Source organism: Mycobacteriales bacterium (genome assembly GCA_040902655.1).
GTDB lineage: Bacteria > Actinomycetota > Actinomycetes > Mycobacteriales > SCTD01 > SCTD01.
The window spans coordinates 1-14,685 of the sequence record JBBDWV010000025.1 but is presented as its reverse complement, the minus strand read 5'-3'; the positions used below and the strand labels follow the sequence as shown (position 1 = coordinate 14,685).

14 protein-coding genes are annotated in these 14,685 nt (G+C 74.1%); 8 read left to right on the top strand and 6 right to left on the bottom strand.

The genetic code is table 11. The annotated features are described in order from the left end of the window. Nucleotides 1–23: 23 nt before the first annotated feature. From WD794_07270 to WD794_07255, 4 genes are all read left to right on the top strand, one after another. Entirely contained in the window at nt 24–944 is a 921-nt protein-coding gene (locus WD794_07270; GenBank protein ID MEX2290107.1) for an SDR family NAD(P)-dependent oxidoreductase, read from the top strand. Between the two features lie 86 nt (nt 945–1,030). Next, on the top strand, nt 1,031–1,732 hold the full coding sequence (locus WD794_07265; GenBank protein ID MEX2290106.1) for a DsbA family oxidoreductase: 702 nt from the start codon (nt 1,031–1,033) through the stop codon (nt 1,730–1,732). Between the two features lie 30 nt (nt 1,733–1,762). Next, nucleotides 1,763–3,085 (top strand): AarF/ABC1/UbiB kinase family protein, encoded by a 1,323-nt coding sequence (locus WD794_07260; GenBank protein ID MEX2290105.1) that lies wholly within the window; start codon nt 1,763–1,765, stop codon nt 3,083–3,085. Between the two features lie 9 nt (nt 3,086–3,094). Continuing rightward, nucleotides 3,095–3,940: a hypothetical protein gene (locus WD794_07255; GenBank protein MEX2290104.1), complete on the top strand. Its 846-nt coding sequence runs from the start codon at nt 3,095–3,097 to the stop codon at nt 3,938–3,940. A 560-nt stretch (nt 3,941–4,500) separates the two neighbouring features. Here WD794_07255 and WD794_07250 read toward each other — a convergent pair. Further along, on the bottom strand, nt 4,501–5,517 hold the full coding sequence (locus WD794_07250; GenBank protein ID MEX2290103.1) for an NADP-dependent oxidoreductase: 1,017 nt from the start codon (nt 5,515–5,517) through the stop codon (nt 4,501–4,503). Nucleotides 5,518–5,593: 76 nt separating this feature from the next. Here WD794_07250 and WD794_07245 point away from each other — a divergent pair, with 76 nt between their 5' ends. Beyond that, nucleotides 5,594–6,037, top strand: coding sequence for an NUDIX domain-containing protein (locus WD794_07245; GenBank protein MEX2290102.1), 444 nt, complete (start codon nt 5,594–5,596; stop codon nt 6,035–6,037). Beyond that, complete coding sequence (locus tag WD794_07240) at nt 6,034–6,861, top strand: fused MFS/spermidine synthase (protein ID MEX2290101.1); 828 nt, start codon at nt 6,034–6,036, stop codon at nt 6,859–6,861. The genes WD794_07245 and WD794_07240 overlap by 4 nt, the downstream gene beginning before the upstream one ends. 99 nt (nt 6,862–6,960) lie before the next feature. On the opposite strand, the gene WD794_07235 is transcribed toward WD794_07240, so the two are convergent. The 5 genes from WD794_07235 to WD794_07215 form a co-directional block, all read right to left on the bottom strand. Beyond that, the gene (locus tag WD794_07235) at nt 6,961–7,764 is read right to left on the bottom strand and encodes an ABC transporter permease (GenBank protein MEX2290100.1); all 804 of its coding nucleotides are present in this window, start codon (nt 7,762–7,764) and stop codon (nt 6,961–6,963) included. Continuing rightward, nucleotides 7,761–8,729, bottom strand: coding sequence for an ATP-binding cassette domain-containing protein (locus tag WD794_07230; GenBank protein ID MEX2290099.1), 969 nt, complete (start codon nt 8,727–8,729; stop codon nt 7,761–7,763). The genes WD794_07235 and WD794_07230 overlap by 4 nt, the downstream gene beginning before the upstream one ends. A 67-nt stretch (nt 8,730–8,796) precedes the next feature. After that, nucleotides 8,797–9,621, bottom strand: coding sequence for an enoyl-CoA hydratase-related protein (locus WD794_07225; GenBank protein ID MEX2290098.1), 825 nt, complete (start codon nt 9,619–9,621; stop codon nt 8,797–8,799). Between the two features lie 28 nt (nt 9,622–9,649). Next, the gene (locus WD794_07220; protein MEX2290097.1) at nt 9,650–11,749 is read right to left on the bottom strand and encodes an ATP-dependent DNA helicase; all 2,100 of its coding nucleotides are present in this window, start codon (nt 11,747–11,749) and stop codon (nt 9,650–9,652) included. Nucleotides 11,750–11,835: 86 nt separating this feature from the next. Next, a complete protein-coding gene (locus WD794_07215) occupies nt 11,836–12,942 on the bottom strand; it encodes a C40 family peptidase (GenBank protein ID MEX2290096.1) in 1,107 nt (368 codons plus the stop codon). 292 nt (nt 12,943–13,234) lie between these two features. On the opposite strand from WD794_07215, the gene WD794_07210 reads away from it, so the two are divergent. Further along, entirely contained in the window at nt 13,235–13,624 is a 390-nt protein-coding gene (locus WD794_07210) for a DUF2203 domain-containing protein (protein ID MEX2290095.1), read from the top strand. Between the two features lie 54 nt (nt 13,625–13,678). After that, nucleotides 13,679–14,590, top strand: a complete 912-nt coding sequence (locus WD794_07205) for a PAC2 family protein (protein MEX2290094.1) — start codon at nt 13,679–13,681, stop codon at nt 14,588–14,590. The last annotated feature ends 95 nt before the right edge of the window (nt 14,591–14,685 follow it).

Here is a 14,685-nt window from a genome sequence, read left to right as displayed (position 1 = left end):
GACCGCGCCGTACTGTCTGATCCATGACCTGGCACCCCCGACAGCTGGCCCAGCAGACCGGCCGCACCTTCGTCGTCACCGGCGCCAACAGCGGCCTCGGCCGCGAGGTGGCCCGCGACCTCGTCGCCCGCGGCGGCTCCGTGGTGCTGGCCGTGCGCGACGCCGACCGGGGCGAGCAGGCGCGGGCGAGCTTCACCGGACCGGGCACGGCCAGCGTGCTCGAGCTCGACCTGGCCGACCTCAGCTCCGTCGAGGCGTTCGCGAAGGCCCTCGCTGCCGAGCACGAGAGCCTGTCCGCGCTGGTCTGCAACGCCGGGATCATGGGCGGCCCGCTCGGGCTCACGGCACAGGGCCACGAGCGGCAGATGGGCATCAACCACCTGGGCCACGCGGCACTGGTCAGCGCCCTGTGGCCGTTGCTGCACACCGCCGGCGGCCGGGTGGTGCTGGTCTCCAGCATCGCCGCCCGGGCCGGCCGGTTGTCCGCGACGACAACGACCCAACAGCTCGTGGCGCCCTCGCCGTACGTCGGTCAACAGGTCTACAGCAACACCAAACAGGCCAACCTGCTGTTCGCGCAGGAGCTGCACCGCCGGGCCGGCGCTGCCGGCTCCCCGGTCAGCGCCGTCGCCTGTCATCCGGGGGTCAGCGACACCGAGCTGTTCACCCGCCAGCTGCGCGAGCGGCGGCTGGGTGTTCTCGTACCTGCCGCCAAGGTCGCGATGAAGGTCGCGCTCCAGTCCGCCGCCGCCGGTGCGCTGCCGACGCTGCGGGCGCTGGACCACAGCACCCCCAGTGGCGCCTTCGTCGGGCCCGCCGCCCTCGGGCAGGTCCGCGGCCGGCCGGAGCTGCTCGACGTCTACCGCACCGGGCGCGATCCCGCGGTCGCCGCCCGGCTGTGGGAGCTGACCGAGCAGATCCTGGACCGGCCGCTGCCGGTCTGACAGCGGGCCGCCCGGGCTCCCCCGACCGGATCGACCTGCTCGTGCCGCGCTGGAATCTCCGTCCAGCGCTGCTTGTTGGCACAAGCATGAGAGTCGAGATCTGGTCCGACGTCGTCTGTCCCTGGTGCTACATCGGCAAGCGCCGCTTCGAGCAGGCGCTGGCCGCCTTCCCCCACCGGGACGAGGTGGAGGTCGTCTGGCGCGCCTTCGAGTTGGACGGCCAGGCTCCGCCCGAGCGGGTCGGCGACTACGCGGAGATGCTGGCCGCGAAGTACGGCTGCTCCGTCGAGCACGGCCAGGAGATGATCGACACGATGACGGCCAACGCCGCCCAGGAGGGGCTGGACTTCCGCTTCGACCGCGCCCGGGTCGGCAACACCTTCGACGCGCACCGGCTGCTGCACCTGGCCGCCGAGCGCGGTCTGCAGGACGCGGTCAAGGAGCGCCTGCTGCTCGCCACCTTCACCGAGGGCGAGCCGATCGGCGACGCGGAGACGCTGGTCCGCCTGGTCGCCGAGGCCGGGCTGGACGCCGACGAGGCACGGGCCGTGCTGGCCGACGGCCGCTACGCCGACGAGGTGCGCGCCGACGAGCGCGACGCGCAGCGCTTCGGCATCAGCGGGGTCCCGTTCTTCGTCGTCGACCGGACCTACGGCGTCTCCGGCGCCCAACCCGCCGACGTCCTGCGCGCCCTGCTCGACAAGGCGTGGGAGGAGAGCCGCCCGGTGCAGCTGGTCACCACCGGCGCCGCGGGTCCGGGCTGCGACGGCGACTCCTGCGCCGTCTGACCTGACCGTCCCGCGGGCACGGATGCTCCCGTGACCGCTCTGCCCATCTCCCGGCTGCGGCGCACGACCAGCCTGCTGTCCCTTCCGGCCGGCGCCGCCGGGCTGGCCGTCGAGGGCGTCGTACGACGGGCCGCCGGCCAGGACCCCGCGGCCGTGGCTGCCGGGCTGCGGGAGCGCAACGCCGCCCGTACCGCCCGGGTCCTCGGCGACCTCAAGGGCGGCGCGCTCAAGGCGGGGCAGCTGCTGTCCACGGTGGAGGCGCTGTTTCCCCAGGACCCCGAGGCGACCTGGCGCGAGACGCTCGGCGCCCTGCAGGACCGCAACGCCGCGCTGCCCTTCCGCGAGGTGGAGCCGGTCCTGCGCGGCGAGCTGGGACCGCAGTGGCGCTCGCTGTTCAGCGGTTTCGACCAGGCCGCTGTCGCAGCCGCCTCGATCGGACAGGTCCACCGGGCGGTGTGGGCCGACGGCCGGGACGTTGCCGTGAAGGTGCAGTACCCCGGCGTGCGGGAGGCGCTGGCCGCCGATGTCCGTTCCCTCTCGCTGGTCTCCCGGGCGGCCGCTCTGGTGGCCCGCGGGCTGGTGCTGCCTCCCCTGATGCGCGAGCTGCGCGACCGGCTCGTCGAGGAGCTGGACTACGAACACGAGGGTCGTACGCAGACCCGCTTCGCGTTGGCCTTCGCCGACGACCCGGAGCTGTGCGTGCCGACGGTCCTGCGCGCCACTCCCCGGGTGCTCGTCATGGACTGGCTCGACGGCGCGCCGCTCTCGGCGGTCGCGCGCAGCGGCGACCAGGGCGAGCGCGACCACGTCGCCGCGCTCTACCAACGCTTCCTGGTGTCGGGGCCCGAGCGGGCCGGGTTGCTGCACACCGATCCGCACCCGGGCAACTTCCTGCGGCTGCCCGACGGCCGCCTCGGTGTCCTTGACTTCGGGTCCTCGCTGGAGCTGCCCGGCGGTATGCCGGCGACCTTCGGCCGGCTGCTGGCGGCGCTGCTCGGCGACGACGGTGACGAGGTGCTGCACCGGCTGCGCGAGGAGGGCTTCGTGCGGCCCGGCGTCCACGTGGAGGTGGACAAGCTGGTGGACTACATGGCGCCGTTCTCGGTGCCGGCGCGGCACGAGCAGTTCCGGTTCAGCCGGGACTGGCTGAGGAGCGAGTTCGGCCGGGTCAACGACCCGCGCAACCCGGACTTCGCCGTGGCGCTGAAGCTGGACCTGCCTGCCGAGCACCTGTTCACCCACCGGGTGTGGCTCGGCATGGTCGGCGTGCTCTGCCAGCTCGAGGCGACCGTCCCGGTACGCACGGTGCTGCAGCGGTGGCTGCCGGGCTTCGGGGAGGGGGGCCTCGGTTAGCGTCACGGCGTGCGCCTGCCTCTGTTCGGCCCCTCCGACCTGCTGGACGCCGCCCGGGACCTGGCTGCCGCCGGTGCGGCCCTGGGGCGGGCCGCGACCGGCGCCATCGCGCTGGTCCCCCGGCTCGAACACGCTCTCGACCGGGTCGAGGTGCTGCTCGACCGGGCCGACGTGGCCGTGACACGGATCGAGGCGACGGCGACGGACGCCGATGCCACCGTCGCCTCGGCGCTGCCGCTGCTCGCGCAGGTCGCGCTGCTCGTCGAGGGGCTGGTACCGGTCCTCGACAGCGCCCACACCTCCGCCCAGCGGATCGACGTGCTGCTCGACGGCGCCGAGGCCGCCGTGCGGCACAGCGGGTCGGTGCTCGACGGTGCCGACGACGCGGTACGACGCGCCGGTGGCGTGCTCGACGGCGCCGGCGGCGCGGTCGCCCGGAGCGGGGACATCCTGGACGGCGCGCAGGCGGCCGTCGGTCGTACTGCTGCGGTTCTGGACGGGGTCGACCAGGCAGTGGTCGGGAGCAGCACCGTCCTGGACCGGGCCGGCGGCCTGGTGACCGACGCCAGCGGCCTGCTCGGTCAGGCGCAGGGCCCGTTGGTGGAACTGCTGCCCGTCCTGCAGCGGCTGGCGGACACGCTGGACGCGAAGGAGGTCGAGGCCGCCGTCCTGCTGATCGACCGGCTGCCCGAGCTGCTGGGGGCCGTGGACGAGGACCTGCTGCCGCTGGCCCGTCAGCTGCAGAGCGTCGGCCCGGAGATGCATGCGTTGCTGGCGCTGGTGGAGGACCTGCACGCCATGGTGGCCGGGCTGCCCGGCATGGGGCTGGTGCGCCGACGGAAGGACGCGGACTAGTACTACAGCAACCCTCCCCCGGGCGGCCCGATGGCGCCAAGATCCACCCGCCCGACACGCTGCCCGGCGTTCTCGGTGCCAGCAGCGCCTGGTCCATGAACGGGGCTGGCACCGAGATCGAGCGGGCAGCCGGCCGGGGCAGCGCGACCGAGCCGGAGGCGTTCGCTGGGGGCGGGGTGGCGGCTCAGCGACTCGCGCATCGACAGGTGCCGCGCAGCGGCTGTACACCACCGGTCAACATTTCCCGAATCTTGACCTGTCGTGTACACCCCCCTCGACAGCACACCCACCTCCGGAGCGCGCGCGGAGTCCGTGACCAGCAGCCACCGTCGCCAGGCGCGACGGCGGGGATCTGTGAGACCTGGGAGCCGCTGGGGCGACCCCGTCTGGGCCGGGTCAGGACCAACCCGGCGACGGTGCTGCCGCCCAGGACCACGGCCGAGGCCGCGGCAACAGCTGACCTGCTCCCTCCAGCTCTCTGTTGTCCCGCAGCCACCGATACGGCGGGGCAGTTGCCCACGAGGTTGAGGCGACGCACCCGCCCGGGCCTGCTGTCGAACTCAACCGAGCTTGACCACCATCTTGCCGGTGTTGCGCCCGGAGAGCAGGCCGAGGAAGGCGTCGACCGCCTGGTCGATCCCCTCGACCACCGTCTCCTGCGCCGTCAGCCGGCCGTCGGCCAGCAGCGGACCGACCTCGCGGACGAACTCCGCCTGCAGGTGCCCGTGGTCGCTGACCAGGAAGCCCTGCAGCTTCAGCCGCTTGCCGACGACCTGCATGAGGTTGCGGGGTGCGGCGGGCGGCTCGGTGCTGTTGTAGGCGCTGATCATCCCGCAGATCGCCGCCCGCCCGTGCACCTTCAGCGCACCGATCGCCGCCTCCAGGTGCTCCCCACCGACGTTGTCGAAGTAGACGTCGATGCCGTCCGGCGCCGCCGCCCGCAGCTGCTGAGCCACCGGCGCCGCCTTGTAGTCGAAGGCCGCGTCGAAGCCGAGCTCCCCGGTCAGCCAGGCGACCTTCTCCGCCGAGCCGGCACTGCCGATCACCCGGCCGCCGCGCGACTTCGCCAGCTGCCCGACCAGACTGCCGACCGCCCCCGCGGCGCCCGAGACGAAGACCGTCTCCCCCTCGGTGAACCCCGCCACCTCGACGAGCCCCGCGTACGCCGTGAGCCCCGGCATGCCGAGCACCCCCAGGTAGTACGACGGCGAGAAGTCCCCCCGCGGCAGGATCTTGAAGCCCTTGGCCGGGCCGACGGCGAGGTCGCGCCAGCCGAGGCCGTGCAGCACCAGGTCGCCGACGGCGTGGCTGTCGGCGTGCGAGGCGATGACCTCGCCGACCGCGCCACCGTCCATCGCCTTCCCGAGCTCGAAGGGCGGGACATAGCTCTTGGCGTCGTTCATCCGCCCGCGCATGTAGGGGTCGACGGACAGGAACAGGTTGCGGACCAGCACCTCACCCTCCCCCGGCGCGCGCACCTCGACCTCGGCCAGCACGAAGTCGGCCGGCAGCGGCTCGCCCTGCGGCCGGGCCACCAGGCGTACCTCTCGTCCTGGTGTCGCAGCTGCACTGGTCATCGACGTTCCTCTCCTCGGCGTCGGGTCATCCTGCCCCGGTCGCGCGGCCCGCCCGCGCGCCGGGTAGGCAGGAGCCATGACCGACGGCGACGGATGGCTCGAGTGCTCGCTCGGCCACCAGCACTGGGGCCGGTACGGCGCGGCCGGTTTGCTGGCTGTCGCACCCGGGCCGTACGTCCTGCTGCAGCACCGGGCAGCCTGGAGCCACGACGGCGGGACCTGGGGCGTCCCCGGCGGCGCCCGGGCCGGCGCGGAGACCGCCGAGCAGGCGGCCCGCCGGGAGACGGTCGAGGAGACCCGGCTGGATCTCACCGCCCTGGTCGTGCGGGCCCAGCACGTCGCCGACCACGGCACCTGGAGCTACACGACCTTCGTGGGAACTCTCCCGGACCGGCTGCCGGTGGTGCCGGAGCGGGAGAGCCTCGAGCTGCGGTGGGTGCCGGTCGGCGAGGTCGCGGACCTGCCGCTGCACAGCGCGTTCGCCGCTGCCTGGCCCGCGCTGCGCCGGCTGCTGCCGTGAGCGGCCCGGTGCCGGGCCGGTATCCCGTGCGCTTCGGCGAGGCCGAGCTGTTGCAGGACCTCGACGCAGAGGACGGCTGGCTGCTCAGCGTCGACGGGGTCGCCCAGTCCTACGTCGACCGCGCCGACCCGACGCACCTCGAGTTCGACTACGTACGGCTGATGGGCGACGTCGTGGACGGCCTGCCCGACGGGCCACTCACCGCCGTGCACCTCGGCGGCGGCGGCTGCACGCTCGCGCGCTACGTGGCCGCGACCCGCCCCGGGTCACGGCAGCTGGTCGTGGAGGTCGACGAGCAGCTCGCCGAGCTGGTGCGCACGTCCTTCGGCACCCGCGGTTTCCGGTTGCGGATCGGCGACGCGCGCCGCGAGCTGCCCACGCTGCGCCAGGGCGAGAGCGACCTCGTCGTCGCCGACGTCTTCGAGAGCTCGCTCGTGCCGGTGCACGTGACGACGTCGGAGTGGGTGCAGCAGGTGCAGCGGCTGCTGCGGCCCGGTGGCGTCTACGTCGTCAACGTCGCCGACGGCGGGCCGCTCGCCTTCGCCCGGGCGCAGGTGGCGACACTGTTGGCGGCGTTCGAGCACGTGCTGCTGCTGGCCGACCCGTCGGTGCTGCGCGGCCGGCGGTTCGCCAACCTGGTGCTCGCCGGGTCACAGGCCCGGCTGCCGGAGGCCGAGCTGACGCGCACGGTGTCACGCGCGGCAGGGCGCGCCCGGCTGGTAAGCGGCAACGATCTGCGCGACTTCACCGGCGGGGCTGCTCCGGTCACCGACGCGACCGCCCGGAGCGTCCCGCGGCCGCCACCGGACCTGTTCCGTCGCTGAGCCCCGCTCCTCGCCGAGCCGGAACCGGGGCCGGGGCCGAGCCGGGGCCGGGGCCGGGGCCGGGGCCGGGGCCGGGGCCGGGACATGGGCCTGGGCGCGTCAGCGGGACGCGGCCCGCTCGTACTGTCGCACCGCCAGCGGCACGAAGACCGCCAGGATCAGCGCGACCCACAGCAGGGTGTAGAGCACCGGGTGCTGCAGCGACCACACCTGCGGCTCAGGTGCGCCCGGCCCGAGGTTGCCGAACAGCTCGCGGGCCGCCTGCGTCACCGCCGAGACAGGGTTCCACTCGGCGACGACCCGCAGCGGGCCGGGCAGGCCGGCGCTGGGCACGAAGGTGTTGGCGATGAAGGTCAGCGGGAAGATCACGATGAACGACGCACTCTGGACGACCTCCACCGACGGCACCAGCAGCCCGACCCAGGCCATGATCCAGGAGATGGCGTAGGCGAACAGCAGCAACAGCAGGAAGCCGCCGAGCGCCTCGAGGAACGAGGTGCGGATCCGCCAGCCGACGACCAGCCCGGTCAGCGACATCACCGTGATGACGAGCACGTTGTTCAGCACGTCGCTGGTGGTGCGGCCGACCAGCACCGCAGAGCGGGACATCGGCAGGGACCGGAACCGGTCGACGATCCCCTTCTGGATGTCGTCGGCCAGGCCGGCGCCGGTGAGGGTGGCGCCGAAGATCACCGTCTGGGCGAAGATGCCGGCGATGAGGAACTCGCGGTAGTCCACCACGCCGGTGTCGATGGCGCTGCCGAAGACGTAGGCGAACAGCAGGATGAACATGATCGGCTGGAGCGTGGTGAACACCAGCAGCTCGGGCACCCGCTTGACCTTGATCAGATTGCGCCGGGCGACGACGGCGCCGTCACCCAGCGCGGCGGTGAACGCGCTCATCGCTGACCTCCCTGCGCCTCGTCGGGCGCGGCGGCGTGCCCGGTGAGGGACAGGAAGACGTCGTCGAGGGTGGGACGGCGAAGCGCCACGTCGAGGACCTCGATCCCGGACGCGTCGAGCCGGGCGAGCGCGTCGACCAGCACCTTGCCGCCGCCGCTCACCGCGGCGGTGAGCCGCCGGGTGTGCTCGTCGACCAGGACCTCGCCCGTCGCGACGGCGACGAGCACCCCGCGCGCCTGCTCCAGCTCCGCCGTGGCGCCGAGCACCACCTCGATGCGCTCGCCGCCGACCTGGGACTTCAGGGCGTCGGCGGTCCCCTGCGCGATCGCCCGGCCGTGGTCGATGACGACGATCTCGTCGGCGAGCACGTCGGCCTCCTCGAGGTACTGCGTGGTCAGCAGCAGCGTGGTCCCGCCGCGCACCAGCTCGCGGATCACCTCCCACATGTCGCTGCGGCTGCGCGGGTCCAGCCCGGTGGTGGGCTCGTCGAGGAAGAGCACCGGCGGGGCGGCCACCAGCGCGCCGGCCAGGTCCAGCCGGCGGCGCATCCCACCCGAGTAGCCCTTTACGGGACGGTCCGCGGCGTCCGTCAGCAGAAACCGCTCGAGCAGCTCCCGGGCGCGCGCCCGCGAGCGGCTGCGACCGAGCCGGTAGAGGCGGCCGATCATGTCGAGGTTCTCGAAGCCGGTGAGGTACTCGTCGACCGCGGCGTACTGCCCCGACAGGCCGATGACCCCCCGCACCCGGGCCGGCTCGCGCAGCACGTCGAGGCCGGCCACCTCCGCGGTCCCGGCGTCGGGCACCAGCAACGTCGTGAGGATGCGCACAGCCGTCGTCTTGCCGGCGCCGTTGGGTCCGAGCAGGCCGAGGACCGTGCCCTCCTCGACGTCGAGGTCCAGGCCGTCGAGCGCGGTCACCTCGCCGTACCGCTTCACCAGACCTCGCGCGCGCACCTGCGCCGTCATCGCGTCCCCGTCCCGTCGACGCGCAGACGTTAGACGTCGCGTCCGACGGAGCACCGCCGCAGTCCGCTCAGCTCGTGCCGCCCCGCGCCGCCGGGAAGTCCGGTGCCCGCTTGGCGAGGAAGGCCGCGACTCCCTCGGCGTACTCCGCGCTGGTCCACGACTGCCGGTAGAGCGCGAGCACGTCGTCGTCCTCCGCCAGCCGGCCGGCCGCCGCACGCGCGATCAGCGCCTTGCCGCCGATCGCGGACACCCGGGCCCGGGCGGCCAGGATCCGCGCGAGGGAGTACGCCCGGTCCTCGACGGCGCCGGGCTCCACGACCTCGTGCACCAGGCCGATGCGCAGTGCGGTGGGCGCGTCGAGCAGGTCGCCCGTCAGCAGGATCCAGCGAGCCCACGCGGCGCCGACGGTCTCCACCAGCCGGGCCGTGGAACCGAGGGCATAGACGACGCCCAGCTTCGCCGGGGGAATCCCGAAGCGGGAACCGGTCTCGCAGACCCGCAGGTCGCAGGCCAGCGCGATCTGACTCCCGCCGCCGATGGCGAAGCCCTCGATCAGCGCCACCGTCGGCTTCGGGAAGCCGATCAGCGCCTGCTCCCCCGCCTCGACCGCCTCGCCGTAGGCCTGTGCGCCCTCCGGATCGGCGCGCAGGGTGGAGAACTCGCCGATGTCGGCGCCACTGGAGAAGGGCCCGCCCGGAGTTCCGCGTACGACGACCACGTCGCAGCGCTCGTCGGCCGCGAGCACCGGCATCAACCGGGCGAGGGCCCGCCACATCGCGTACGAGACGGCGTTGTGCTTGTCGGGCCGGGTGAAGGCCAGCGTCACGACACCGCCCGCACGGCTCACCGACAGGTGGGAGGCCGCGTCGCCGAGCACCGTCACCAGGTCCATGCCCGGCATCCTCGCAAGCCGGCCGGCGTCAGCCGGCGAGGGCCCGGCGGCGCTCGGACGGCGGCGGGCCCACGGGGGTCAGTGGTGGCGCCGACGCGTCGATGGCCCGCAGCGAGGCGAGCACCGCCTCCTTCGACCGGGCCCGGTAGAACGGCGGCAGGCTGGCCAGCAGCACCCCGGCGTAGCCGGCGGTCTCCAGCCGTGGGTCCAGCACCGCCACCACGCCGCGGTCCTGCGTCGACCGGATCAGCCGGCCGGTGCCCTGCGCCAGCAGCACCGCCGCCGGAGGCAGGGTCACCTCGAGAAAGCCGTTGCGCCCGGCGTCGGCTGCAGCCGCGAGCCGCGCCTTGGACAGCGGGTCCTCGACATGCCCGAACGGGATGCGGTCGATCACGACGAGCTGGCAGGCGCTGCCGGGGGTGTCCACGCCCTGCCAGAACGAGCGGGTGCCGAACAGGCAGCTGCGGGCGTCGGCGCCGAAGGCGTGCTGCAGCGCCCCCGCCGAGTCCTCGCCCTGGAGCAGGATCGGCAGGTCGGTCGCCTCGCGGACGGCCGCCGCCGCCCGGACCGCCGCGGCGGTCGAGCTGAACAGCCCGAGGGTCCGGCCGCCGGCCGCCAGCACCAGCTCGACGAGCAGCGCGTCGACCTCACGCGCCCAGGACACGCCCATCCGGCCGGGGTCGGGCAGCTCCCGCGCGACCCACAGCTGCGACTGCCGGCGGTAGTCGAAGGGGCTGCCGACGTCGAGGTGCTTCCAGCGCGGCGGCGGGTCGTCCTCGGCACCGTCGAGCGCCTCGTCCACCGCGGCCTGCTCGCGACCGTCGTGCGGCTCGCCCTCCCCCATCGGGGAGCCCGCCAGCCAGGTCAGGCCGAGCTGCCCGGCGGCGTGCCGGAACGACCCGCCCAGGGTCAGCGTCGCCGACGTCGCCACCACGGTGGTCTCGCCGAACAACCGGCTGCCGAGCGCGCCGCCGACCCGCAGCGGCGACACCCGCAACCGGGTGGTGGAGCCGTCCGCCGTCGCGTAGACCGCCGAGGAGACCGACGGGGTGCCGATCTCCCGGGCCGCCTCGGCCACCGCGGTCAGGGCGCCACGGGCCCGTTCCCGCCGGGCCAGCTCGACGTCGTTCCCGGCCAGCTCGCCGGACGACATCTCACGGGTGATCTCGCTGCAGGCCGCCGTGGCGGCGGCCTCGAGCAGCCCGAGGACGTCGAGCGAGTGCCGGTCCAGCGCCCGCACCCAGCCCGGCTCCAGCAGCTGCAGCACCCCCTCCAGCCCGTCGCGCGCGTCCTCGAGCCGGCTCACCGTCGCCTCGGACACCAGCTCGCCCACCGCACCCACGGCCCGCCGGACGTCGCCGAGCGTCAGCTCGTGGGAGAGGGCCTCGGTGACGGAGCTGACGAACTCGTGCGCCTCGTCGAGCACGACGGCATCGCGCTCGGGCAGCACCTGCACGCCGGTGAAGACGTCCAGCGCGAGCAGGGTGTGGTTGGCCACGATCACGTCCGCCTCGCGCGCGACCTCGCGGGCCTGCTCGGAGAAGCAGTCGGCTCGGTCGGGACATCGACTGCCCAGGCACTCGCGGGCGCTGACCGACACCTGCCGCCAGGCCCGGTCGGTCACCGGGAACGGCACCTCGTCGCGGTCGCCGCTCTCCGTCTCGCCGGCCCAGTCGCGCAACCGGACGACCTGCGTGCCGAGCGAGGACGCCGGGCCGTCGAACAACGAGTCGGGCTCGTCCTCACGGGCCCCCGGTCCGCCGTGCACCTGCTGCAGGCACAGGTAGTTGCCCCGTCCCTTCGCGAGCGCGTAGGTCGGGGTGCGCTTCAGCACCGGTGCGAGCGCCCGCACCAGCCGCGGCAGGTCCTTGTCGACCAGCTGCGCCTGCAGCGCCTTGGTGGCCGTGGCCACCACGACGCGCTTGCCCGAGACCAGGGCCGGGACGAGGTAGCCCAGCGACTTGCCGGTGCCCGTACCGGCCTGGACGAGCAGGTGCTCGCCGGAGCCCAGGGCGGTGGCGACGGCCTCGACCATCCGGCGCTGGCCGGGCCGCTCCTGCGATCCCGGCACGGCCCCCAGCGCGGCGTCCAGCGCCTGCAGCGCCTTCGTCGCGCGGGCCCCCGTCACGGCGGCCACGGTAGCCGCCGAGCGACCCGCAGCCCGGCCACGCGGGCAGCTTGTGGGTCGTGCAACGGCGCGCCGCGGCGGACGGGCTAGGAGACCCGGCCCACCGTGTAGCTGCTGGAGTAGATGGCCTGCAGCTTCACCCGGTCGCCGGTGGTCGGCGCGGCCCACATCCGGCCGCTGCCGGCGTAGACGCCGACGTGGCTGACCCGGCCGCCGCTGCGGAAGAACAGCAGGTCGCCGGGGCGCTTGGCGGACTGTGCGACGCGCGGGATCGACGCCTCCTGCTGCGCGCTGGTGCGCGGGATGCTCTTGCCCAGGCGGGTCTTGAAGATGTAGGTGGTGAAACCGGAGCAGTCGAAGCTGCTCGGGCCGGTCGAGCCGTAGCGGTAGGGCTTGCCCTGCTGCTCCGCCGCGATCTGCACGGCTCGCCGGCCCAGCGTGGTCGCCTTCACGACGATCTCCGGGCTGGCGCCGGGCGTACGCGTGCTGCTGCCGGCGTACGTCGCCCGGATGCGGGTGTCGCGGTCGAACGGCAGCGACCCCTGGCCGAGGCCCTCGGCGTTGCTGAGCAGCCGGCCGATGTACTGCCAGCCCGAGCCGGTGGCCGCCTCCAGCCGGATGTAGCCGTTCTGCACCGCCCGGCCGTCGGCGAGCAGCCGGACACCGATGCGCGAGCGGCCGTCGGCGCCGGCCTGCGTGGCCGAGATGCGCATCGCGGTGACCTGCTTGCGCACCACCACGATCTCCGGGCTGGTGCCGCTGGTACGCGTGGCACTGCCCGAGTGGGTGGCCCGGATACGGGTGCTCTCGGAGAACGGCAGCGACCCGACGGCCAGGCCCTGGGCGTTGGTCCTCAGCTGCGCGACGGAACTCCAGGTGGAGCCGGTTCGCGCCTCGACGTCGACCAGCGCGTCGGGGACGGCCCGGTCGTCGGCGAGCAGCCGGACCCCGATCGAGGAGCGGCCGTCGTCGCCGACGGTGGTGGCCGAGATGCGCATCGTCGTCTGCGCACGCATCGGTTCGGCGGAGGGCGTCGGCTCGGGGCTGGAGCCGATGGTGGCGGTGGGGGTGGCCGACTCCTGCGCGAAGGCGGGGCCGGCGAGAACGAGCGGGAGCAGGACGGCGGTCAGCGTGGTGCCGGCCGCGGCGCGGGCGGGCAGGCAGGACGGACGGGCATGACGCGGGGAGTACATGGGTGTGGGCCTCTCGCACGCCTGCGGGGTGAGCTGTCGGGCTCGGGCGGAGAGTGCCCGGCGCGGCCTGCCGGACGGCAGTGGCGCGCTTCGCCCCGAGGGCCGCTGTCGCGGCCCGTGGAGATGTGGGTCCCCCGTTCCCGCCCTCGGGTTTGTGGTGCGCCTTGCGTGACCGTGGGCGGGACTCGGCGTCGGTCAGGCGCGTGCTTGTGCCTACAAGTGTGCAGGAGAATCGGACAAACGGCCCGCGCGCCGGGTGCGATTCCCGTCACACCAGCGTCACATCACCGTCATGAGCGCAGCTCCCGTAGCCTTCGGCGCCATGGGGCTGTTCACGGTCGAGCAGGCACGCGAGGAGCTGGCTCGGCTGCGGCCCGTGCTCGACGAGCTGGTCGTGCTGCGCGCCGACGCGGCCGAGCTCGCGGCAGCCGTCCGTACCGGCGGGGCGTCGCTGCTCGGCGGCCTGCCCGAGCTGAAGGCGGCCGAGGCCCGGCTGGACGAGCTGATGACGACGGTCCAGTCCACGGGCGCGGAGCTCAAGGGATGGGCGCCGCTGCTGGTGGACTTTCCCACGGAACTGGACGGCGTACCCGTCCTGCTGTGCTGGCTGGAGGGCGACCCGTTGCTGGCGTGGTATCACCGGGCCGATCTCGGCTTCGCGGGCCGCCGCCCGCTCGCGTGAGCGGAACACCCCCTTCCGGGGAGGCGTTGGACAGCAGGACGAGAGGAGCACGGCGTGCACCAGCAGGACCCGCACGACCTGTACGAGGTGGAGGCCGACCTGCCCCGGCTCGACGGCCCGGTGCTGGTGCAGGCGCTCGACGGGTTCGTCGATGCGGGCAGCGCCAAGCGACTGGCGCGGGCACACCTGCTGCAGAGCCACGACTCCCGGGTGATCGCCACCTTCGACGTCGACGCGCTGCTGGACTACCGGGCGCGTCGTCCGCTGATGACCTTCGACGAGGACCACTGGACGGGGTACGCCGATCCGCTGTTGGCCGTGCACCTGGCCCACGACGCGGAGGGGACGCCGTTCCTGGTGCTCGCCGGTCCGGAGCCGGACGTCCGCTGGGAGGCCTTCACGGCCGCCGTCGGTGAGCTGGTCGTCCAGCTCGGCGTGAGCACCACCGTCGGCCTGAACGCCATCCCCATGGCGGTCCCCCACACCCGCCCGCTGGGCATCATCGCGCACGCCACCCGGCCGGAGCTGGTCGCGGGCCACGAGCGCTGGGTGGGCACGGTGCAGGTGCCCGCGAGCGCCGGCCACCTGCTGGAGTACCGGCTCGGCCAGGCCGGCCACGACGCGGCCGGCTTCGCGGTCGCGGTGCCGCACTACCTGGCCGACGCGGAGTACCCCGCCGCCGCGATGTCGCTGCTGGGCAGTCTGGCCGGCCTCACCGGCCTGTCCTTCGCGACCGGAGCACTGGAGAGCGCCGCGGCGGACGTGCGCACGCAGGTGGACGAGACCGTGGCCGGGTCGGACGAGGTGCGCGGCGTCGTCGAGGCGCTCGAGCGGCAGTACGACGCCTATCTGGCCGGTGCCGGCCGCAGCCTGCTCGCCGAGATGGGCGGCTCGCTGCCGACCGCCGAGCAACTCGGCGACGAACTGGAGCGCTTCCTCGCCGAGCAGACGGAGGAAGGCTCCTGACCGAGGGGGACCCCCTCCCCGCGCGGCACCCTCCCCGGCACGGCACCCTCCCCGGCACGGCACCCTCCCCGGCACGGCACCCTCCCCGGCACGGC

Coding starts and splice junctions, on each gene's coding strand:
- WD794_07270 (MEX2290107.1), top strand. CDS start 24: ATGACCTGGCACCCCCGACAGCTGGCCCAGCAGACCGGCCGCACCTTC.
- WD794_07265 (MEX2290106.1), top strand. CDS start 1,031: ATGAGAGTCGAGATCTGGTCCGACGTCGTCTGTCCCTGGTGCTACATC.
- WD794_07250 (MEX2290103.1), bottom strand. CDS start 5,517: ATGACCAGTGCAGCTGCGACACCAGGACGAGAGGTACGCCTGGTGGCC.
- WD794_07245 (MEX2290102.1), top strand. CDS start 5,594: ATGACCGACGGCGACGGATGGCTCGAGTGCTCGCTCGGCCACCAGCAC.
- WD794_07235 (MEX2290100.1), bottom strand. CDS start 7,764: ATGAGCGCGTTCACCGCCGCGCTGGGTGACGGCGCCGTCGTCGCCCGG.
- WD794_07230 (MEX2290099.1), bottom strand. CDS start 8,729: ATGACGGCGCAGGTGCGCGCGCGAGGTCTGGTGAAGCGGTACGGCGAG.
- WD794_07225 (MEX2290098.1), bottom strand. CDS start 9,621: ATGGACCTGGTGACGGTGCTCGGCGACGCGGCCTCCCACCTGTCGGTG.
- WD794_07215 (MEX2290096.1), bottom strand. CDS start 12,942: ATGTACTCCCCGCGTCATGCCCGTCCGTCCTGCCTGCCCGCCCGCGCC.
- WD794_07210 (MEX2290095.1), top strand. CDS start 13,235: ATGAGCGCAGCTCCCGTAGCCTTCGGCGCCATGGGGCTGTTCACGGTC.